This is a genomic window from Pseudoalteromonas sp. APC 3224 (assembly GCF_030407535.1).
Taxonomy (GTDB): Bacteria; Pseudomonadota; Gammaproteobacteria; order Enterobacterales; family Alteromonadaceae; genus Pseudoalteromonas.
In genome coordinates this window covers 19,028-39,889 of sequence record NZ_JASDDF010000013.1, presented here as the reverse complement: position 1 = coordinate 39,889, position 20,862 = coordinate 19,028, and the positions used below count along the sequence as shown (strand labels likewise).

General features: G+C 39.1%; 20 protein-coding genes and 1 pseudogene. 12 read left to right on the top strand and 9 right to left on the bottom strand.

What is annotated here, in order from left to right:
* Positions 1 to 137: 137 nt before the first annotated feature.
* Positions 138 to 743 carry a peroxiredoxin C gene (locus QL989_RS08300; RefSeq protein WP_008109095.1) on the top strand — a complete coding sequence of 202 codons (606 nt, stop codon included), beginning with the start codon at positions 138 to 140 and terminating at the stop codon, positions 741 to 743.
* 59 nt (positions 744 to 802) lie between these two features.
* Here QL989_RS08300 and QL989_RS08295 read toward each other — a convergent pair.
* Together QL989_RS08295 and smpB are read right to left on the bottom strand one after the other, a co-directional pair.
* Positions 803 to 3,397 (bottom strand): annotated as a pseudogene (locus QL989_RS08295) (TonB-dependent receptor).
* Positions 3,398 to 3,677: 280 nt separating this feature from the next.
* Positions 3,678 to 4,157, bottom strand: a complete 480-nt coding sequence (gene smpB / locus QL989_RS08290) for an SsrA-binding protein SmpB (protein ID WP_008109102.1) — start codon at positions 4,155 to 4,157, stop codon at positions 3,678 to 3,680.
* A 147-nt stretch (positions 4,158 to 4,304) separates the two neighbouring features.
* Here smpB and QL989_RS08285 point away from each other — a divergent pair, with 147 nt between their 5' ends.
* Both QL989_RS08285 and QL989_RS08280 read left to right on the top strand, forming a co-directional pair.
* Positions 4,305 to 4,745, top strand: coding sequence for a type II toxin-antitoxin system RatA family toxin (locus QL989_RS08285; protein WP_138605336.1), 441 nt, complete (start codon positions 4,305 to 4,307; stop codon positions 4,743 to 4,745).
* Positions 4,742 to 5,065, top strand: a complete 324-nt coding sequence (locus QL989_RS08280) for an RnfH family protein (protein WP_008109106.1) — start codon at positions 4,742 to 4,744, stop codon at positions 5,063 to 5,065. The genes QL989_RS08285 and QL989_RS08280 overlap by 4 nt, the downstream gene beginning before the upstream one ends.
* A 53-nt stretch (positions 5,066 to 5,118) precedes the next feature.
* On the opposite strand, the gene bamE is transcribed toward QL989_RS08280, so the two are convergent.
* Positions 5,119 to 5,478: an outer membrane protein assembly factor BamE gene (gene bamE / locus QL989_RS08275; RefSeq protein ID WP_138605338.1), complete on the bottom strand. Its 360-nt coding sequence runs from the start codon at positions 5,476 to 5,478 to the stop codon at positions 5,119 to 5,121.
* 106 nt (positions 5,479 to 5,584) lie between these two features.
* On the opposite strand from bamE, the gene QL989_RS08270 reads away from it, so the two are divergent.
* Entirely contained in the window at positions 5,585 to 5,926 is a 342-nt protein-coding gene (locus QL989_RS08270) for a GIY-YIG nuclease family protein (RefSeq protein ID WP_138605340.1), read from the top strand.
* Here the strand turns inward: QL989_RS08270 and QL989_RS08265 are convergent.
* The 4 genes from QL989_RS08265 to ilvC form a co-directional block, all read right to left on the bottom strand.
* On the bottom strand, positions 5,872 to 6,711 hold the full coding sequence (locus QL989_RS08265; protein WP_290169676.1) for a M28 family peptidase: 840 nt from the start codon (positions 6,709 to 6,711) through the stop codon (positions 5,872 to 5,874). The genes QL989_RS08270 and QL989_RS08265 overlap by 55 nt on opposite strands.
* A gap of 73 nt (positions 6,712 to 6,784) precedes the next feature.
* Entirely contained in the window at positions 6,785 to 7,975 is a 1,191-nt protein-coding gene (locus QL989_RS08260; RefSeq protein ID WP_138605342.1) for a tetratricopeptide repeat protein, read from the bottom strand.
* A 78-nt stretch (positions 7,976 to 8,053) separates the two neighbouring features.
* A complete protein-coding gene (locus tag QL989_RS08255; protein ID WP_290169672.1) occupies positions 8,054 to 9,973 on the bottom strand; it encodes a methyl-accepting chemotaxis protein in 1,920 nt (639 codons plus the stop codon).
* 161 nt (positions 9,974 to 10,134) lie between these two features.
* Entirely contained in the window at positions 10,135 to 11,607 is a 1,473-nt protein-coding gene (gene ilvC, locus QL989_RS08250) for a ketol-acid reductoisomerase (RefSeq protein ID WP_198523526.1), read from the bottom strand.
* Between the two features lie 138 nt (positions 11,608 to 11,745).
* Here ilvC and ilvY point away from each other — a divergent pair, with 138 nt between their 5' ends.
* From ilvY to QL989_RS08220, 6 genes are all read left to right on the top strand, one after another.
* A complete protein-coding gene (gene ilvY, locus QL989_RS08245) occupies positions 11,746 to 12,651 on the top strand; it encodes an HTH-type transcriptional activator IlvY (RefSeq protein WP_178956394.1) in 906 nt (301 codons plus the stop codon).
* 90 nt (positions 12,652 to 12,741) lie between these two features.
* Positions 12,742 to 13,788 (top strand): GGDEF domain-containing protein, encoded by a 1,047-nt coding sequence (locus QL989_RS08240; RefSeq protein ID WP_290169667.1) that lies wholly within the window; start codon positions 12,742 to 12,744, stop codon positions 13,786 to 13,788.
* A gap of 111 nt (positions 13,789 to 13,899) precedes the next feature.
* Complete coding sequence (locus tag QL989_RS08235) at positions 13,900 to 14,739, top strand: MipA/OmpV family protein (protein WP_290169664.1); 840 nt, start codon at positions 13,900 to 13,902, stop codon at positions 14,737 to 14,739.
* 13 nt (positions 14,740 to 14,752) lie between these two features.
* Positions 14,753 to 15,118: a DUF3019 domain-containing protein gene (locus tag QL989_RS08230; RefSeq protein WP_290169662.1), complete on the top strand. Its 366-nt coding sequence runs from the start codon at positions 14,753 to 14,755 to the stop codon at positions 15,116 to 15,118.
* A gap of 14 nt (positions 15,119 to 15,132) precedes the next feature.
* The gene (locus QL989_RS08225; protein ID WP_178956392.1) at positions 15,133 to 15,825 is read left to right on the top strand and encodes a response regulator; all 693 of its coding nucleotides are present in this window, start codon (positions 15,133 to 15,135) and stop codon (positions 15,823 to 15,825) included.
* Positions 15,826 to 15,851: 26 nt separating this feature from the next.
* A complete protein-coding gene (locus QL989_RS08220; RefSeq protein WP_290169659.1) occupies positions 15,852 to 17,087 on the top strand; it encodes an ATP-binding protein in 1,236 nt (411 codons plus the stop codon).
* Between the two features lie 107 nt (positions 17,088 to 17,194).
* On the opposite strand, the gene QL989_RS08215 is transcribed toward QL989_RS08220, so the two are convergent.
* Both QL989_RS08215 and QL989_RS08210 read right to left on the bottom strand, forming a co-directional pair.
* The gene (locus tag QL989_RS08215) at positions 17,195 to 17,416 is read right to left on the bottom strand and encodes a DUF3820 family protein (RefSeq protein ID WP_010387988.1); all 222 of its coding nucleotides are present in this window, start codon (positions 17,414 to 17,416) and stop codon (positions 17,195 to 17,197) included.
* A gap of 285 nt (positions 17,417 to 17,701) precedes the next feature.
* Entirely contained in the window at positions 17,702 to 19,273 is a 1,572-nt protein-coding gene (locus tag QL989_RS08210) for a cation:proton antiporter family protein (protein ID WP_109874882.1), read from the bottom strand.
* A 310-nt stretch (positions 19,274 to 19,583) separates the two neighbouring features.
* Between QL989_RS08210 and QL989_RS08205 the strand changes: the two genes are divergently transcribed.
* Positions 19,584 to 20,327, top strand: coding sequence for a sporulation protein (locus tag QL989_RS08205; protein WP_010387990.1), 744 nt, complete (start codon positions 19,584 to 19,586; stop codon positions 20,325 to 20,327).
* A 51-nt stretch (positions 20,328 to 20,378) separates the two neighbouring features.
* Positions 20,379 to 20,822, top strand: coding sequence for a GNAT family N-acetyltransferase (locus tag QL989_RS08200; RefSeq protein WP_193049067.1), 444 nt, complete (start codon positions 20,379 to 20,381; stop codon positions 20,820 to 20,822).
* Positions 20,823 to 20,862 lie beyond the last annotated feature (40 nt).

Below are 20,862 nucleotides of genomic sequence, written 5' to 3'. Positions count from 1 at the left end.
TTGTTAATTTATTTTTGATAGCCATAGAATAATGATTAATTAGATATGGTGCTATTGTAATTTAAAAATTAGTGCCCATATTACTATCAGTATTGCGTAAGCAATTGACAATAAACTCAAAATATTTGGAGAATAAAATGGGTGTATTAGTAGGCCGCCAGGCACCAGACTTTACCGCTGCAGCTGTTCTAGGTAACGGTGAGATTGTAGATAGCTATAACCTTCACGAAAAAATCAAAGGTAAAAAAGCAGTAATCTTTTTCTACCCACTAGATTTCACTTTTGTATGTCCTTCTGAGCTTATTGCTTTTGATAAGCGTTATGCAGAATTCCAAAAACGTGGTGTAGAAGTAATTGGTGTTTCAATCGATTCACAGTTCTCACACAACGCATGGCGTAACACGGCTGTAGCAGACGGCGGTATTGGTAAAGTTCAATACGCACTAGTTGCAGACGTTAAACACGAGATCTGTAAAGCATACGACGTTGAGCACCCAGAAGCCGGCGTTGCATTTCGTGGTTCTTTCTTAATCGACGAAGAAGGTAACGTACGTCACCAAGTAGTTAACGATTTACCACTTGGTCGTAACATCGACGAAATGATCCGCATGGTTGATGCATTAGCATTCCACAGTGAGCATGGCGAAGTATGTCCTGCTGGTTGGACTGAAGGTAAAAAAGGAATGGATGCAAGCCCTGAAGGCGTAGCTAAATTCTTATCTGAAAACGAAGGCGAGCTATAATCTAGCCCTTTAGTTTAAGATAAAAAACCGCCATATTGGCGGTTTTTTATTGCTTTTAATTAAAACGAAAAGCTCACTTTAGTGTAAATGTAACGACCTCGAGGGTTGTGTACACCCGATGCGTAACCATACAGATCTGAATCACCGTCACCAATTGCAAATGGTGGCTCTTCATCAAATAAGTTATTAACACCTAGCGATACTTTTGCAGACTCAGTAATACGGTATGATGTTTGTAAATCAACCAATACTTGAGAATCAACAGTGCGCGATGTATTACTATCGAAGTCTAAGTTGCCATCGAAATCGATATCTGGCGTATCTTCAAACTCACCCACATAACTAATGTTCATATTCGTGTTGAATTGGCCAATTTCCCAGTTTGTTGAGAAAATCCAACGGTGCTCTGGGTAGCCATATTCACCAGTGTAATCGCGGCCGTCTTTTTCAAATTTATCTTGGTAAGCCCATTCTAAATTGAATTTTAGTAAGCCTAACTCATCCAGTGAATGATTGTAGTTTGCTGAAATATCAACGCCAGAAACTTCTTGTGATGATACATTTTCAAAAGTACTGAATATCTTTTGAATAGTTCCTAGGCTGTCAGTACCTGATGGTGGTAAGCGTACACATACCGTACTATTTTGGTTATTACACTCTGAGTTGTAAATTGGACCAAACTCTTGCTCATCAATTTTATTATCTTGGGTGATACTCCACACATCAATACTTAAACCAAAGTCAGTTGTGGGTGCCCAAATGAAGCCGACATTCCAAGATTCAGATTCTTCAGCTTCTAAATCTGGGTTACCGGCAAATTCAATGTTGTAATCTAGCGGGTCACAATCTTTACCTGTTGCATCACAGCGGTAATTATCAATAAAGAACTGACTCTCTTGAGATGGCCCTAAACCTACTTGTGCAAGTGAAGGTGCTCTAAAGCCTTGCGCCCAAGAACCGCGAACCGTGATTTCATCACTAGGTGCCCAGCGTAAAGCGACTTTAGGGTTTGTCGTAGTGCCAAAGTCACTGTAATCATCATAACGACCTGCAAGTTGTAGTTCTAAGTTCTCAGCAAGTGGAATTGAAAACTCTACATAGGCAGCGTATTGGTCGCGCTCTGCGGCAGCTGAAACTGACTCGGTACCAAAGATTAACCCACGTTGAAATTGATCATCTGGCGTATCAGTTACGTCTTCTTCGCGGTATTCAATACCGGCCGCCATCATGACAACATCATCACCAAAGTTAAATGCTTCACCTGAAATGTTAGCATCGAACGACGTCATATGAGACTCACCTTGGCGAACCAAGCTCGTTGTGATTCTGTCAACAACAGCCGGATCGTTGTAAGTGCCGCCAAATGGGTTGTAGTTACCTGCGTCAATCTCTTGTTGTAAAAAGTCGGTGCGAACCCAACCTTGTGAACGATCCCCTGTTTGTAATGACTTGCTACGCCCTTTTTGTACCGCTGTTTCCCAGCTCCAGTCGTTAATTTCACCTTTTAAACCAGCAACAAAACGTAATGTGTCTGATTCGATATCCCATTGACGCGCGCCTGCATCCACTGTTCTGTAACGACCAATTTCTATATCTTGACCAAATGGGTTATTTGGATGATTCCCTGGTACGGTTAAACCCGCATCTTCATCAAGTGGCGTTGGTGCGCCAGCTGCAACTGAGCTGTTATGCTGTACAGCCATTTCTAAAAAGCCGGTGATGCCATTGTCGAAGCGGTATTCAAATTGTGAAATTGCGCCTACACGTTCTGATGCAGGGGCAATATAGCCGAATGGACCATAGTCAAATAAGCAACTACCACTTGATGTTGCATTTTCAGCAGGACATGCAGGGTCGATTGTTTTAACGCCATCTACGTAAAAGTAGCCCGGGAAGCCACGTGATGAACGAAAGTCTTGGCCGCCATAAGGAGATTGATTAGCAGTACCTAAACGTCCCATTTCGTCTGATGATAAAGACGTGTTTTTAAAGTAATCAATAATAACGGACGCACTACTTTTTGCACTCGTTGTACCCCAAACAATGCTAGCCGTGGTTTCTTCATAGTTAGGGCCATCTGTACCGCCGTAACCTAAATTAACTTCAATACCGTCGATGTCTTTTTTCAAGATAACGTTTATAACACCTGCTACGGCATCAGAGCCATAGATTGCTGATGCGCCATCTTTTAAAATATCAATACGTTCAATTGCTGAAACAGGAATGCTGTTTATGTCAACAAATGAGTTGGTGATCCCTTCAGCAAATGCGCTTATAGCAACACGACGACCATTAATAAGTACCAACGTAGCATCAGCACCTAAACCACGAAGGCTGACGGCGGCTGAACCATTAGCGGTTGAGTCTTGGTTATTGCCACGGGTTGAAAAAGTACCATTACCTGCAACAGGCATTCTTTCAAGAAGCTGTTGTAGGTTGTCATAACCCATGTTTTCGATGTCTTCTTTATTAATGGATTGTACTGGCGATGGGCCTTCGATATCGGAACGTTTGATACGAGAGCCTGTTACTTGAATACGTTCTACTTTTTCTGCAGTCTGCTGTGCAGCTTAAGTTGTTGTACTAAAACCTGCTGACAATGCGATAGTAGCACCGATGATTAAGCTCGGTGTAAATGCAATTGATTGCTTCATCCTTAAGTCCTTGTTGATATGTTATAATTTACTTGTTTTTTCAAGCCGAATTATTAATACCATGTAACTTAACTGTTATCAATTGACTGCAAAGCTGATTTTATTATCGGCACGAATATATACTGATTTTCTCAATAATGAAAAACAATGGGATACTCGCTATCTGGTGCGGGAGAGTGCTTTGGTCATTATTAAAAAATAAATCACTGAGCGACTTTAATTTGTATTTTCTTAAAAATTTAATCAAAAAAACGCCTAACATGATGTTAGGCGTCTTTATTTAAACTTTGTGTTTCATTAAACGTTCTTTTTCACGGGACCAATCTTTATTTTTACCATCTTCACGTTTGTCATGCATTTTCTTACCTTTAGCTAAATGGAATTCAAGCTTCACCCAGCATTTTTTCCAATACATAGCGGTGGCAACTAATGAATAACCATCACGTTCAGTTGCACCAACTAAGCGGTCAAGTTCACGCCTGCTTAGTAGTAATTTACGGTAACGTAGCGGGTCACAAATAACATGTGTTGATGCACTATTTAAAGGCTGAATGGTACTACCTAATAAAAATGCTTCACCGTTTTTAAGATGAATGTAAGTTTCAGAGATATTTACCTTACCTGCTCGGATACTTTTTACTTCCCAGCCTTGGAGTTCAACACCTGCTTCAAACTTGTCGTGTAAAAAATACTCATGTCGCGCTTTTTTGTTTAGCGCGATGGTATTACTTGTCGATTTTGATGAATTTTTCTTAGCCATAGTGCCCTATAATATACGTTATACAAGATGTTTTACATCGATTTTTTAAATTATATATGCAAAAGCGAAGGATTAATTTAAGCGCGATGAAAGTTTGGGGAAACGCACAAAGCTTGCTAAAATTCCTGCACACAGTTGGGAGTGAGTATGCCACAAATAGAAAAAAGCGCGCTGGTTATGTACAGCACTAAAGAGATGTTTGATCTAGTCAATGATGTAGAAGCCTATTCACAGTTTTTACCTAATTGTTCAGACTCAAAAATTATTAAGCAGCATGATAATAACATGACCGCTAGTTTAGAAATATCCAAAGCCGGTATAAAAAAATGGTTTACCACTGAAAATACGCTAATTGATGAGCAAACAGTGATGCTTCGCTTGGTTGATGGCCCTTTTAAAACCCTACAAGGTCGCTGGCACTTTCAGCAATTAGATGCGCAGGCGTGTAAGGTTAATTTACAGTTAGAGTTCGAGTTTTCAAGTAAGCTAATAGAGCTAGCGTTTGGTAAAATTTTTAATGATGTGGCTAAAAACATGGTGAGTGCATTTACTCAACGTGCAAAAACCGTGTACGGAGAACGTGCATGATAAATATTGAAGTTGTGTTCGCGTTACCCACTAAGGCAACCACGTTAAATATAGAAGTGCTGCAAGGTACAACGGCTGAGCAAGCAGTAATACAGTCAGGGATTATTAAAAAGTGCCCTGAGATTGATGCAACCGATTTAACTTTAGGCGTATGGAACAGAACGGTAAAGCTTAATCATGAGCTTAAAGATGGCGACAGAATTGAAATTTACCGCCCATTAATTGCCGATCCTAAAGATGCTCGCAGAAAACGTGCTGAAAAAGCCAAAGAAGAGGGCCGTGCTAATAAAGTCACTGGTGGCCGGCCGTTAGATCGTTAGACACAAAAAAGGTGAGCCATGCTCACCTTTTTTAACAACACTTTAATAGCTTCTTATTGCTCTAAAGGTGTTGTAAAGTTTTCTGGTTGCTCATAGTCGCCCGATACCGTAACTAGCTTCTCATTTTCAAAGTTTAATACTAATGATTTATATTGTTCATTGGCACGTCCTTTATTAAAGCTGTATACATAACGCCAAGTATTTTTATCGAAGGCGTCTTCGGCAATGGGTCTGCCTAGTACGTATAGTACTTGTTCGCGAGTCATATTAACGCGAAGCTTATCAACGTCTGATTGTTCTAAAAAGTTACCCTGAGGGATGTTGATTCTGTATACCCAGCTAGAACAACCTGCGGCTGAACTAAGCGTTAAAGCGACGATAAGCCAAAGAGACAAAGTTTTTAACGACTGCATTGTTAGTTGTGATCCTTATTTTTTATAATCTGCATGATACCGATTAGTTACTCAAGGTAAAACCCTTTTGAGTAATTGTTTTTGTTTAGCGTGTTAGGGCGAGGTTTTGACCATTAGTAATCAAAAAAGTTTAAACAATGAGTTGAGCAATAGTAAAAATAAACCGGCGACTTGGTCACTTTATATTGTGCAAACACGGTTTGGTCATTGGTATACCGGCATTACGGTTGATGTAGCCCGACGTATCGCTACTCATCAAGCAGGTAAAGGGGCAAAAAACCTCAAAGGTAAAGGGCCGCTGGTGCTCATTCATCAACAACAAGTAGGTACTAAAAGCGACGCGAGCAAATTAGAGTATGCGATTAAAAAACTTCCACGAGCAAAAAAAGAGGCTTATGTTGCTGCTTTTAAAGGGGGCCTTAATACCACAGGGCTTGTCAAAAGCTGATTAATAAATGCCTCAATTAGCAATACGGCTTCTTGATAGAGGGGAGTATTTATATTTTCGAGCGTATCTTTAGTACTATGATGGAAGTTATCTGCCCCCATAGAAAAGTACACATACGGGATTTTTTGTTTAGCGAATGAATAATGGTCGCTGGCTCTGTGCCAGTCGATTTGTTTAGTGTTGGTGAGTCGGCTCATTTTTCGTGATGAATAAACAGGCTTTAATTTGATCTTGTCACCGTTAATCTGAGTAAGTAAAGGGTTAAGCTGGCTTTTTAATGCGCGACTTGTTAGTGCGTATAACCGCTTATGTGACTTTTTAACTGCCAACATATCTAAGTTAATATTTAAAACAATTGGGAGTTGGCGCATTGTTTTGGCAAAGTGCTCACTGCCGTGTAAACCATTTTCTTCAGCGTCTGTTGCAACAAACATAAAGCGATATGAAGAAGAAACCGTTAGCGCATTCGATAAATAAAGTAATGCAGCAACACCCGAGGCATTATCGTTAGCACCTGGGTGTAATTTTCCTGCTTGTAGACCTAAATGATCATAATGCGCAGTAATAACAATAACAGGTAAATCTTTTACAGTATTAGTGGCAATAATATTAACGCCTTGTGCGTTAGAAAACAGCCCTGAGGAATAAGTAAAAGGTTGTTCACTTACTGTGAGTTGATGCCCTTTGAAGCGTGTTTTTAAATACTCCCTAGTGAGTAATGCTGCATGGCTATTCGTTTTTCTACCAGCTAATTCTGGGCTGGTTAGTATAGTTAAATCAGTCAATAATTGCGGCTCAATCTGTTTACAAAGGCCGCTCCAACTTATAAAAAAAACGATGCAGGTTAAGCTAAATAATTTAATAATGATTCGCCTTCGCAGTAAGTGATTTTAATGCAATGAGCTTATTGTCATAGCGCTGTTTGTGATGAATGAAGTCTGCTTTTTTTCTAGCTTTACGTAGATGAAACTCCGCTTTAGTTATATTACTTAATTTAAAGTAACTGCGCGCCAACCCAAAGTGACTTTCATGTAATGTTGGCGACATAGCGTTAGCTTTTTTATAATGACTAATCGCATTTGTATAGTCACCACTTACATAGTCACTGTTACCAAGCGATATATGATAGTAAGGGTTAGTTTGGCGCTTTTTGTCAAGTTTTGCCAATAGCTTTTCGCCTTCGGCTACTCTATCTGTGAGTTTATATAATAATGCTAAATTACCTTGCGCAGTATTATCATTGGCGTTTAAGGCAATGGCAAAATGATACATTTTCTCAGCTTGTTGGAGGTCATCTAATTGTTTAAAGAGTACTCCTAAATTCCCCCAGCTGGCACTAAATGAAGAGTCGGTATTGATAGCTGCTTTAAAATAACTATAAGCTAAATCAAACTGCCTATTAATCAGTGCCTCGCCGCCTTTGTTGTTATAAAACATGGCGGTCACTCGTTTTTTTGACAGCGATGAAGTTGCAAAACGAGCTTGTCGGCTATTAGGATCAAAATCAATGATTAAACGCTTATTACGCTGATAAACAAGTGAGCTGTCTTTGAATTTAGTCTTATTGTCTATAGCAATGTTTATGTGCCCAGTGAGTAAATTAAACCCTCGATTTAACGCCCAGTACTCAGGAATATGTACTTTCTGAAAGCGAGCCTTCAGGCCTAAATGTTCGGCTAAGCTATACGCTAAAATAGAGAGGGAAAGACAGTTAGCATTTAAATCTTGATAGCTTTGAGACGCCGTTTGTGTGCCAGTAGATTGATAAGATAGTGAGTTATCACCATTTGAGAGTAAAAAACTGAGTAGACTATAGGCAATTTCATCAGCCGATTTATTTGTTTGTACGTAAGCACTTAATTGTTGTTTAAGGCTCTTATCGAGTTGAAATATTTGCTGTTCAGACTCTACAAGCTGCTGTTTAAGTTGCATTGGGGGAGTAATAATAGGGGGGGGCGTGCTTAAATTGGCGTTATATGTAGTGCTACACGCACTTAAACTCAGCAAACAAGCAGCCAGTAAATAATGTTTAGCTTGAACAGCACTCATACACACCTCTGTACAAAAAACACACTCAAGTATAGTGGTTATTTCATACAGAGGTTATTTTTTAATGTAACAAACTGTTTAACGCTGCTGATTAAACGTGGCTACTAGCGCATCAAGTGTTTGTGCACTGGTGGCTAAATCGCGAATTGCTTGTTCGGTGTTGATTTGTTCACTCATTGATTTATCACTGATCTCACTAATTTGCTCAATACTTCGACCGACATCATTTACAACGCTACTTTGCTGCTCGGTGGCTGTGGCAATTAGAGTTGCCATGTCGTTAATTTCATTCGCTGTTTCAGTAATCGTATTAAGCAACTCAACCGAGCTTTGCATTGCGCTGACGCTTTGTTGGGCTTTACCTTTCGATTGGCTGATATCATTTACAACATCATCTGAAATTTGAGTAAGCTCTTCAATCATTGATTGAATTTCAGTGGTTGATTGCGACGTACGATTCGCCAGAGCTCTTACTTCATCTGCAACGACTGCAAAACCACGACCATGCTCACCTGCACGTGCAGATTCAATGGCTGCATTAAGTGCAAGTAAGTTGGTCTGCTCTGAAATCCCTCTAATTGAATCTACAATACTGGCAATATCTATGGTCTTTTTAGAAAGCAGTGCAACTTGCTCGGTAATACCATCAATATCGCTGGCAAGAGCTGATATTGTCGTTTGGCTTTGTAGTACTTGTTGATGGCTTTGTTTGGTATTATCGCGGCTATCGTTAGTTAACTTAGCTGCATTCGCTGCACTTTGTGCTATTTCTTGCACGGTAGCGCCCATTTCATTAATCGCTGCAGCAACCGAAATAGTTTGCTCTTTTTGTTTATCCAGCGCTAACGAGTTTTGTTTTGCTTGTGCAAAGACATGATCAGAGCTTTGACGAATACCATGGCTTTCATCAGCTACTTGCACAATGGCGGTTTCTATCTTTTCAATAAACTGATTAAAGCCCGACGTCAAATTATTGAGTTCAGGTTGAGGTGATGTGGGTAGACGATACGCTAAATTAGCATCACCTCGACCTAAACGAGAAAACAACTCTGCCATTTTTGATAACGGTGAGGCTAAAGAGCGAGCTAACAAGTAACTGATCACACTTGCGATAAGTGCTGTCATGATAGTGAATGTGAATATTTGCCACTCTAGGGTGTTTACACTTGCGAATACTTCACTTTTTGGTACTTGAGCTAACACAAATAAGTCGGTGTTTTTAATTGGTGTGGCAGCAATCAGCGTGGCTTGTCCGTTAATATTTACTTCTTCTAAAGCAAAACCGTTTTCATCAAGTAATTTGTGATGAATATTAGCACTGTAAATACTATCTATATTAACCTTAGCGACTTTAGCTGCATCTTTATGTAGCTGAATTAAGCCATTTTTATCGGCAATAAATACAAACCCTGACTGTTCAATTTTAAACTGCTGTAGCAGTTTTTGCATATCAGTAATGCTTTTTGCTAATCCCGCTAAGCCGAATCCATTAAGCTGCTGATGATTAACAAACATTTTTACATCGTTTGCAGCTTCCTGATAAATACTGATTGAATAAGGTTGTTTAGATTGAGTAAAAGCAAAAAACCAACCATCTGCAGCATCATTTTTTAAAACACGTAAAAAGCCATCTTGGTTCCAATATTGCGCGGTGTTTTTATTAGCCCACGAAGCGGTGGCAAGGTCATATTGCTCAACCAAACGATTGAGTTCTTTTAGTAACAACGCATCGTTGGTGTTGCCAGAGTTTGCCCAATCTAAAATAAAGGTATTGGCAGAAAGCTGCTGTGCTGCGCCTAAAAGTTCATTGATCTCCCCACCAATATGATTACTGATTGTTTGCAGCTTACTTGGCAGTTCTGATTCGATCATGCGTTGCTCAATAATATTCTTTGAGTTATGCAAAGACGTCAAACCAATTAATACAGCAACACAAATAGCAATAATGCTTCCAAGCGCTGTTATTTTTTGAGTAATAGAGAGATTTTGTATCGTCATGGTAGTGCTTATATATTTACAACTGAGGCAATGAGGCGATTATTCTAGCACATTATTTATTTTCGGCTATTGATGAATAATTTACATTTAAATAAAAAAAGCCCACAGCAAAAAGCAAATGGGCTTAGCTTCTAACAATTGAAAGTTCTAGGGTTATAGAGTTACACTATTTTTTTCATTGCCGACATATAGCCGCGTAATTTAGCACCCACTTTTTCAACAGGGTGTTCACGCAGTGCGGTATTTATTTGAATCAATGTTTGATTATCTACTTGGTTACTTTGCTCATTTAAGCCTCTGCCAATAACATCGGTATCAATATCTTGCATAAACTCTTGTAGTAGTGGCAAACATGCATGGTTGTATAAGTAACAGCCATACTCTGCCGTATCGGAAATAGTACGATTCATTTCAAACAGCTTTTTACGTGCAATGGTGTTAGCAATTAACGGCGTTTCATGCAATGACTCATAATAGGCAGATTCTTCAATAATACCGGCTGCAGTCATGGTTTCAAATGCCAGCTCTACGCCAGCTTTAACCATGGCTACCATTAAAATGCCGTTATCAAAAAATTCTTGCTCAGTAATTTCTACATCACTCGCTGGGGTTTTTTCAAAATGAGTTTCTGCAGTTTCAGCACGCCACTTTAATAAGTTAGCGTCATCATTTGCCCAGTCTTCCATCATTACTCGTGAAAATGTGCCATCGATAATGTCATCTTGATGTTTGTTATACAGTGGACGCATGATTACTTTTAGCTGCTCACTTAATTCAAACGCTTTTACTTTGGCAGGGTTTGACAGACGGTCAAGCATATTGGTAACGCCGCCATACTTAAGTGCTTCTGTGATCACTTCCCAGCCATATTGAATTAGCTTTGAGGCATAACCAGCATCAACGCCTTTATCAATCATTTTATCAAAACATAGAATAGAGCCAGTTTGTAGCATGCCGCACAGAATGGTTTGCTCACCCATTAAGTCAGACTTAACCTCAGCAATAAACGATGATTTAAGTACTCCCGCACGATGACCACCTGTACCTGCGGCATAGGCTTTTGCTTGTGCCAAGCCATGACCCTGAGGATCGTTCTCTGGATGAACCGCAATGAGTGTCGGTACACCAAAGCCGCGTTTATACTCTTCACGTACTTCTGACCCCGGACATTTTGGAGCAACCATAATAACGGTAATGTCTTCACGAACTTGCATGCCTTCTTCAACAATATTAAAGCCATGTGAGTAAGCAAGCGTTGAGCCGTGTTTCATTAATGGCATAATGGCATTAACAACCGCAGTGTGTTGCTTATCAGGTGTTAAGTTAAGTACTACATCGGCTGTTGGGATTAATTCTTCATATGTTCCCACTTTAAAACCATTTTCCGATGCATTTAAGAATGACTGACGACGCTCAGCAATCGCTGATTCACGCAGTGTATAGGCTACATTTAAACCCGAATCACGTAAATTTAAGCCTTGATTTAAGCCCTGTGCGCCACAGCCTACAATCACTAACTTTTTACCTTTGAGTGCAGCAACACCATCGTTAAATTCGTCTGCCCCCATAAACTCACATTGTGCTAGTTGCGCTAATTGTTCACGTAAAGGTAAGCTATTAAAATAATTTGCCATGATTAAGGTTCCTATTAATTCAATTTGTTAGATGCATTGCATTTGCTTTGCTTGGAATAACCATATGAAAAATATCTTCTTGCGTAAAATGATATATTTGAATTAAAGTATTTCATAATTTGAAATACTGGTGTTGTTATGGATCATAAGCATTTACATTACTTTTTGGCGTTGGCAAAAACGCTTCATTTTTCTCGTGCCAGTGAGTTGTGCCACATAAGTGCGCCTACTTTAAGTCGTAATATTAAGCAGTTAGAAGATGAAGTAGGGGTGATGCTGTTCCAGCGAGATAATCGCAGTGTCAAACTTACTCGCGAAGGCGTTGCATTTAAGGAGTATGCTAGTGCAACGCTCAGTAATTGGCAGCGTTTTAAGGCCAATTTAAACGAACCGCAACAACATATTTATGGCAATGTGAGCCTTTATTGCTCTGTTACTGCATCTTATAGTTTTTTGCATCATATTTTGGAGCAGCTCAGGGCTCAGCATCAGCATATTGAAATCACCTTAAATACGGGCGACCCTGCTCTGGCAATAAATCGTGTATTAGACGGTCACGAATCCATGGCTATTGCAGCTAGGCCCAGTAAATTACCTGCACAAATTGCATTTGTAGATATTGGTTATTCGCCACTGGTATTAATTGCGCCCACTATTCAATGTCCGATCACAGAAAAACTAGCTAATAACAGCGAGACTATTGATTGGTCAGAGCTTGAATTTATTGTTGCTGAACAAGGGTTTTCACGACAAAGGTTAGAGCAGTGGTGGCGAAAAAGTAACGTGCAAGGAAAAATCTATGCACAAGTCGCTGGGCATGAGGCTATGGTATCTATGGTGAGTTTGGGCTTAGGTGTGGCCATGATCCCAAAAATTGTTCTCGATAATAGCCCTTTAAACGATAAAGTTCAGATTTTGGATAGTAAAGATGAGCCCCCACAAGGGTTTAAAATTGGCTTGGCGGTATTACACAAAGAATTAAATGATCCTGCGATTAGTGCGCTGTGGAATATTGCTCAAAATATGGGGGAAAACATAATATAGGCTTGTTGAATGATAAAAAACTGTTAATATAAACCGCTAATACTTATGTGTTTATTAACATCTTTGTTGTGATGTCTGAGAGTTTCGATTATGGATAATACTGCCTCACTTGCTCATTCTGCCCAGTGTTTAAAAAAAGCCATTCCGCTTATGGTGAAGTACAAAATGGCGGTAACGCCGATTAATTATGCAATTTGGTATTGTTATGTACAGGGCGATAATCCACAACTAAATTTAGAGCTTGATAGAGTTATCGGTCAGCACAATACTTGTTCTGCTCAAAGTGCACAGGAAATATTCGATAAATATATAAATGATGAAGAGTTAGCGTTTTTCCAACAAATGTCTGAAAGATTTCATAATACGGTAGAGCAAGTACAGTTTGATTTGAGTGATTCTATTCAATATTCAAAAAGTTTTACCTCCTCGTTAGTTGACTCACAAAATGAGTTAAAAACACTCTCTAGTATAAACTCATTTAATGAAATTCTCTCTTGTGTAGAGCGTTTAACAGACGAATCAATTGCAATGCAAGATTATGCTCGCGGCTTCCAAACTAAATTAGCGCAAGCATATAATGAGATTAAAGATTTAAAAGAAGCCCTCACTATGACTCAAGAAGCGGTTGATAAAGATTCGCTAACGGGGTTATTAAATCGCGGTAAATTTGATACCGATATAGTTGAGTTTTGCCTTCATGCATCTTCACAAGATGAGCAAGCTAAGATAGCCGTGTTAATAATGTTAGATATTGATCACTTCAAGCGTTTTAATGATGATTTTGGCCATCAAAAAGGTGATGAGGTTCTCAAGCTTGTTGCCCAAAAAGTGCAAAATAGTGTGCAAGATGAATATAATGCTTATCGTTACGGTGGTGAAGAATTTTGTATTACGGGTTACTTTGATAGCATTAATGATGCGATGACATTTTGTAATCAGTTGCGTTTGAGTATTGCTAAATTAACCATTCGTAAAAAAGAAGATAGCAATAATAAACGTAATATCTCAGCAAGTTTTGGTATTGCTTTAATGGAGCCCTTTAGTAAGAGCTGTTTGTTAGTAGAAAAGGCCGATAGAGCACTTTATTTAGCTAAAACTCATGGTCGAAATCGAGTTGAAATAGCCGCCAATTTGTAAACGTGTTCCGTTTGTATCAAATTTGTTAATGATTGTAACCTTCTAGAGCTTGTACTTATACTACTTGCTACTATAGGGTCAAAGCCACTTTATAAACTAGTGAATAACTCCATGGCGTTACATCTGAGAATAAAAATATGCATTTTATTGGTGTTGTTTAGCGCTAATGCGATTGCTCAGGCGCAGCAAAATATCACTACTGATGAACTTAAAATGAGTGTCAGCTTAGGGGGAGGGGTGATCAGTAATCCTTTATATGGAGCAGACAATATTCCTTTAGTGGTTGTCCCACAAGTGGCTTATTATGGCCAAAATTGGTTTTTTGATAACGGTCGTTTAGGCTACTCTTTTATACAAAGTGATACGCATAACATTAGCTTTGTGTCTGAGATTAACCCAGAATCACGGTTTTTTATTGATTGGCACCCGCAAAATATATTCCCGCTCACAACAATGTCTAATAACGAAATATTAGAATCACAAGATGTTGAATCTCCGCGCCAGATTAATATTAATAATATTCAAAAAAGACGAGTAGTACTGGATGCTGGCGTCAGTTATGTTTTTGTAAAACAACAACAGGTATTTTCTGCGCAATTATTGCATGATGTAAATAGTGTTTATAATAGCTACAGAGGATCATTACAATGGCAATACCATTTTGATCTTAAGTTGTTAAAACTTAAATCGACGTTAGGCGTTAACTACAAATCAGCCAAACTAAATAATTACTTTTATGGCTTAAACAGCGCAGAATTTTCATATGGTAAAATAGAAGTTGGTAGTAGCTGGCAACCTTATGCTAAAATCGACGCCCGTTGGCCGGTAGGTAAAGCCAACGCACTTCGTTTTCATTTAGCATATTATGACTATTCAGCAATGGATAGTAGCCCGCTATTTGAACATGACTATTCAATGACCGCCTTTATAGGATTCGAACATACATTTTAATATGAAGTGTTTTATGTTGGTTGTGTTTGCAGCTTCATTTTTTAGCAACCCAAGTGTTGCAAAAGCCCCTTCACTTAACGTATCACCCAAAGTCTGTGTGGTTTCCGAACAACAAGAGTTCTGTGATCTTGAGTTAAAATTTAAGTGGCAATTGCCTGAGCCAATCGATGTGTGTTTATACCAGCAAGATACTCAATTGAAATGTTGGCAAGGGGTAAAAAAAGGGCAACTTAGTTATAAAGCGCGTGTTCAGGTGGAGACCATATACTCCCTGATTAATCCCCTTACAGGTGTATCATTAGCGAGTGTGCAAGTAGAAGTGCAAACTGCATACACGAAGAAGAAACATCGGCTACGCTCACCTTGGAGCTTTTTTTAATTTAGGAGCAATAAATGCCAAAGATATTACTTGTTGAAGATGACCTAGGGTTGCAACAATTAACCAAAGACTATCTTGAGCATAATGGCTTAGAAGTTGACGTATTAGATCGCGGAGACGAAGTGTTTCCTTACCTGAGTGAAAACGATGTTGATTTAATCATTCTAGATGTGATGCTGCCAGGAAAAGATGGCTTTAGCGTGTGCCGCCAAGTACGCGACAAATACACCTTACCTATTTTAATGCTTACTGCAAAGGGCGAAGATTTTGACCAAGTTATTGGCCTAGAGCTCGGGGCTGACGATTACGTTATTAAACCTGCGGAGCCGCGCGTGTTGTTGGCTCGAATTAGTGCATTATTGCGACGTGGACAGCCTAGCGTAAAAGCCATTGAGGAGCTTAAGTTTGGTGATTTATCAATAGATAAAACCAGTCGTATTGTAAAGTTAAGCGGTGTAGAAATCGTATTGACCTCACATGAGTTTGAATTACTGTGGTTATTAGCTTCAAATGCAGGAGAAGTACTCAGCCGAGAACATGTGCACCAACATATGATTGGACGTGAGTACGACGGGCTCGATCGAACCGTTGATGTACGTGTATCTCGAATTCGTAAGAAGCTTGGTGATAATAGTGATAAGCCATACCGTATTAAAACGGTGTGGGGGCAAGGCTATTTATTTGTATCAGATGCGTGGGACATGTAATTAATGCAAGGTATTAGGCTAGGTTAATGGGGAAGCTATTTATAAGCCTTTACGTGTATATTATTGCCTCTTTGTTTATTGCCAGTGGTGTTATAGAGCAGCTTTGGCCGTATGATGAATCTGAGCAACATGTTTTGTTAGATGATGAATTTGGGCAGTCATTATGGCTGCTCTCTCAAACGGCAGATGGTCTTGAACAGCTAAAGCATAATTTTGATAGTCAAGTTATCGCCCAACAAGATTTAGTTCTCCCTCCTGAGCAGCAATTACAATTAGCTCAAAATAATTACCTTTACTTGTATGATAAGCAGCAACGTATTGTTTGGTATGTTACTTTAAATAATTCTCAGTTGTTACAAGTAGGTCCTGTAGGTGTCAAAGCTAAAAACACTGGGACCGTAATACCTTATTTATTGGTGCTATTTATTATTAGCTTACCGATAGGGTTATGGAGCTTATTGTTATGGCGAGACTTTGCTAAGCTCAGCCAAGCCTGTGAAGCCGTCGGAGGCGCGCAAGATTTTCAATTAAGCGACCGCTCTAAATCATTTTTTTTACCCATCACTGATACGTTGCAAGTAATGCAGCAGCGGATTGAGTTTTTATTGAGTGCTCAACAGGAACTGACCTCATCAGTGTCACATGAGTTTAGAACACCATTAGCGCGTTTGAAGTTTGCAATCGCGATGTTAGAGGATAAAACTCAGGAGATCAAAGCACAGCACTATTTATCTGATATGCAAATGGATATTCATGAGCTGGAATCCTTGGTATCAGAAATGTTGGAATACGCTCGTTTAGATACACAGCAACCAAGCTTACAATTGGCTCCTTGTGATATCGTCGCATTAATTAAAGCCAATATCGAAAAAGTAAGTTTTGATACCCCTATTAAATTAACAACAACGCTACCGAATCAATTCATTTACGTATGTGATAGTCATTTTATGTCGCGAGTGCTACAAAATTTAATTAGTAACGCACTAAAACATGCTACGCAAACTGTGCATATTAGTTTAACTGCCAACGCCGAAAAGTTATTTCTGGTTATTGAAGATGATGGCCCAGGTATTGCGGATGCTGAACGTGAGAAAGTGTTTAAACCTTTTACCCGTTTAGATAAAAGCCGTGATAAAAAAACCGGTGGGTTTGGATTAGGGCTAGCAATTGTAAATAAAATTATTAGCTGGCATAAAGGGCAGTGTAAGATTGAAGACTCACCACTGGGTGGGGTTAAGTTTATTATCACCCTCGACAACTAAATCCCAAACAATAAAAAAGCGCCATAAAGGCGCTTTTTTGCGGTTTAAAACCAAAAAATCAACAAGTAGCAAATAGATAGACAGACCATTTATAGAAAAGTTCTATTTTATTTACTATTTTTTTCTAGTAATGGCATCAGCATTTGCTCTAAGCCATTAAGCTTCACTTCGTACATCATAGCGAGCTGAGAGCCAAGCTTGCTATCAGGAAAGCCTTGTTGTTTAAACCACACTAAATATGGCTCAGGCAGCAAAAGTAAAGGGCGTCCCGCATACTTGCCAAATGGCATAATGGTGTTAATCGCTACTTTTAGTTGTTGAGGATCCATTACTGACATCTTTTATAAATAATGGGGATAAGTGTAAGGGATTTTAAGGAAATAAAATAGGCTGTAACGGGCAAGTAACAGCCTATTGATAGAGGGAGTAGGCCCTCTAATTTGAGAATCTTATTGGTCACTTAAAAGCAAGGGGTCCGTTATTTGTCTTTTATAAAACACAAACTTAGGTATTAGCTTTATTAAACCAACACAGACATTTTACCTGATTTTTTGACCAATAAAATACTCAGATGTAAAGGAATGTAAATGCAATCTATTTGCATCTAAGCCCGATTACGGAAACAAGGTTTGCTTTACATGCTCTGCAAAACCGCTACCAGCCTCTAAGTAAAAGTTATATGTAGAATCTATTCCCATATCTTCTAATTCTTTTTGCTGATCGGGGTAGTTAGCAATCGCAGTTACTTGTCCTTTATAGCCTGATGCTTGTAATTGCTCTAAGGCAAAAATATTTTGCATATGTTTGGGCATAGTTAACATGACCATTTCGACATGAGAGTGATTAACACGCTGCCAAAAATCAGGGTCAGTTGCATCCGCAATTAATACTCTGCGTCCACGTTTAATATGTTTATCAACCACCTCAGGTTTAATATCAATACCTGCAACCACATCAGGGTGGGTTGCGTTTATTGTTTCATAGGCACCGGTGCCAATTCTACCCATACCAAAGATTACTATTTTCGTATCATTTAAGTTTACAGGAAGCTCTTCTGCTAAGCGGGTCTTGCTTTCAAACTTCAATAAGAGGCGTTCAATTTTAACGTACAGCTCGTTAGAGCGTTTATTTAAAGGGGAGGCAATCACAAATGTAATTGATACTGCAATCGCGATAACCGCGAGCCATTCAGAGGTAACCATGCCGCTAGATGCAGCAACGGCACAAACAATTAAGCCAAACTCACTAAAGTTAGCCAAACTAAATGCGGTGAGTAAAGAGGTACGAGCTCGCAGTTTAAATAAATTAGTTAGTATGTAGTAAAGCAGCGTTTTAATAGGGATAATTAATACTAAAATTAAAGCAACGACTAAAGAGTGGGCAGTAAGCTCTGCACTTAAACCAATACTTAAGAAAAAGCCAACCAGTAGTATGTCTTTTAGGCTAAGCAGTGATTTAGACAGCTCACCTGCTTTTTTGTGAGGGGCGAACATCATGCCAATGATCAATGCGCCTAAATCGCCTTTTAATCCTGCGAATTCAAAGGCATTGTACCCAGCTACTAATGCAAAGAAAAAGCCAAATAACGGCAGTAACTCACCGTGTTTAGAGCGGTTTAAAACCCAGTACATAATTGGGCGAAACAAAGGTAGTGCAACAATTAACCCTAAGGCCCAAATGTTCGGTACTTTACCTGTACTGACCGCTAAGAATATGACTGCAAATATATCTTGCATAACCAAAATACCAATGGCTATTTTACCGTGCAAACTTGCCATTTCACCGCGTTCTTCAAGTACTTTTACAGCAAATACCGTACTCGAAAAGCTTAAAGCAAAGCCGACTAACAATGCACTTTGCCAGCTTAAATCGACAAATAATGGCAGTGCGAATACACCAAGCAGCAACATGAAGCCACTAAACAATGCGCTACTTAAAATAATATGTATGGTGGCAGGAGCCCACACTTGTGGTTTTATAAGGTTAGCAATTTTTAGTTTGAGGCCAATACTAAAAAGTAGCAGTGTGACCCCTAAAGAGGCAATCGTTTCGAGTAGCTCCGTGCTTTTGTAACCCGCTAAATTAAGAATAAATCCGGCCATAAGAAAGCCGATAAGCGGCGGTAACTTTAGCTGATATATACCAAAACCGCAGACGAAGGCGGTAGCAAAATAAATTAGTTCCATAGTTATTAGTATCACTGCACTTGGCATTGTAGTGTAGCGAAAAACAATGCTTATTGACAATTTATCTACTTATTTCCTACTGCTAATTGGCTGATAGTGAGTATTTATCACCTGATTGCTAAAACACCTTTATGTATGCATAAAGGCGGCTGTAAAGTACAAAAAACACACATAAATGGCTAGTTTTATGGTAAACAGCATGTAAATAGCAGTTTTTCGCTGACAAGCGCTTTTAAATGTGGTTAAGATGCCATAACGAAGGAGTTTAAGTGTAAGCAAACAAGTGTATTGCTTAGCTTAAGGAGAAAATATGTTTAAAAAGATTTTAGCATCGGTAGGCATTGGTGCCGCCAAGGTGGATACTATTTTAGAAACCGAGCATCTTCAGCCTGGCCAACTATTCAATGCACAAATAGTTATTAGTGCAGGTGATGTAAGTCAAGAAATTGCGGGTTTAGATTTAATGTTAGTTACTCGGGTTAAAGTAGCCAGTGAAGACGGTGATTACTTTACTAATCATGTTATTGATCAATGGCGCATAACTGACATTGGTACTGTTGAGCCTGGTGAAGTTAAAACTATCCCGTTTGAAGCCCGTTTGCATTCAGAAACACCAATTACTGAAATTAATGCCGGTTATAACCAGTCTTATGTGTGGTTAGAAACAGGGCTTGATATTGACCTTGCGCTTGATCCAACAGATAAAGACCATTTGCACATCTATCCGAATGAAGCAGTTAAAACCTGTATGCAAGCAATGGAGAAGCTAGGATTTAATTTAGTTAAAGCAGATGTAGAGCAAGGCCATTTACGTGCTTCTACTTTTCAATCTGTGTCTGGGTGTTATCAAGAGCTTGAATATCAACCAAATAGTCGCAGCTTATTTGGTATAAAGGAAATTGAACTGTCGTTTATTCCTGAAGCGCATAAAACGCATGTACTGATTGAGTTAGACAGAGCATTTAGAAGTGACGGTTATGTCGATTTAACTATCGAGCATGATCATGTTAACTTATCTCAGTTATGTGATCAGTTAGAGCGATTATTTGCTTAATAAGATTATGGGGCCTTTTAGTAAGGCCCTGTATTAATAAAAGGTGTTTAAATGGCGTTTAAATGTGAGCCATTCTCTGCGCTCGACTCCCAAACCCTGTTTGCAATAATGCGTGAACGTGTTGACGTATTTGTTGTAGAACAAGCGTGTCCTTACCCCGAACTTGATGATGTGGATATTGCAGATGCTACTCGCCACTTGTATTCACTCAATAGGCAAACAGTAAATGCCTATGCTCGTTGTTATGAAAAAGATGCACATTATAGTGCGATAGGGCGTGTTTTAGTTGCTCAATCACAGCGTAGCTCTGGTTTAGGCAAAGAATTAGTTAGCCATGCTATTGCCTGTTGTAGAACTCATTGGCCTACTCGTGATATTTATATAGGCGCACAAACCTACTTACTAAATTTTTATCGCTCATTTGGTTTTGAGTGTGTTGGGGAGGAGTACTTAGAAGATGGCATACCCCATCAAGATATGATTTTAAAGCAGTAGATAATTCTTAATAAATAAAGGCCCACATTAGTGGGCCTTT

Coding starts and splice junctions, on each gene's coding strand:
- QL989_RS08300 (WP_008109095.1), top strand. CDS start 138: ATGGGTGTATTAGTAGGCCGCCAGGCACCAGACTTTACCGCTGCAGCT.
- smpB (WP_008109102.1), bottom strand. CDS start 4,157: ATGGCTAAGAAAAATTCATCAAAATCGACAAGTAATACCATCGCGCTA.
- QL989_RS08285 (WP_138605336.1), top strand. CDS start 4,305: ATGCCACAAATAGAAAAAAGCGCGCTGGTTATGTACAGCACTAAAGAG.
- QL989_RS08280 (WP_008109106.1), top strand. CDS start 4,742: ATGATAAATATTGAAGTTGTGTTCGCGTTACCCACTAAGGCAACCACG.
- bamE (WP_138605338.1), bottom strand. CDS start 5,478: ATGCAGTCGTTAAAAACTTTGTCTCTTTGGCTTATCGTCGCTTTAACG.
- QL989_RS08260 (WP_138605342.1), bottom strand. CDS start 7,975: ATGAGTGCTGTTCAAGCTAAACATTATTTACTGGCTGCTTGTTTGCTG.
- QL989_RS08255 (WP_290169672.1), bottom strand. CDS start 9,973: ATGACGATACAAAATCTCTCTATTACTCAAAAAATAACAGCGCTTGGA.
- ilvC (WP_198523526.1), bottom strand. CDS start 11,607: ATGGCAAATTATTTTAATAGCTTACCTTTACGTGAACAATTAGCGCAA.
- ilvY (WP_178956394.1), top strand. CDS start 11,746: ATGGATCATAAGCATTTACATTACTTTTTGGCGTTGGCAAAAACGCTT.
- QL989_RS08240 (WP_290169667.1), top strand. CDS start 12,742: ATGGATAATACTGCCTCACTTGCTCATTCTGCCCAGTGTTTAAAAAAA.
- QL989_RS08235 (WP_290169664.1), top strand. CDS start 13,900: ATGGCGTTACATCTGAGAATAAAAATATGCATTTTATTGGTGTTGTTT.
- QL989_RS08230 (WP_290169662.1), top strand. CDS start 14,753: ATGTTGGTTGTGTTTGCAGCTTCATTTTTTAGCAACCCAAGTGTTGCA.
- QL989_RS08225 (WP_178956392.1), top strand. CDS start 15,133: ATGCCAAAGATATTACTTGTTGAAGATGACCTAGGGTTGCAACAATTA.
- QL989_RS08220 (WP_290169659.1), top strand. CDS start 15,852: ATGGGGAAGCTATTTATAAGCCTTTACGTGTATATTATTGCCTCTTTG.
- QL989_RS08215 (WP_010387988.1), bottom strand. CDS start 17,416: ATGGATCCTCAACAACTAAAAGTAGCGATTAACACCATTATGCCATTT.
- QL989_RS08210 (WP_109874882.1), bottom strand. CDS start 19,273: ATGGAACTAATTTATTTTGCTACCGCCTTCGTCTGCGGTTTTGGTATA.
- QL989_RS08205 (WP_010387990.1), top strand. CDS start 19,584: ATGTTTAAAAAGATTTTAGCATCGGTAGGCATTGGTGCCGCCAAGGTG.
- QL989_RS08200 (WP_193049067.1), top strand. CDS start 20,379: ATGGCGTTTAAATGTGAGCCATTCTCTGCGCTCGACTCCCAAACCCTG.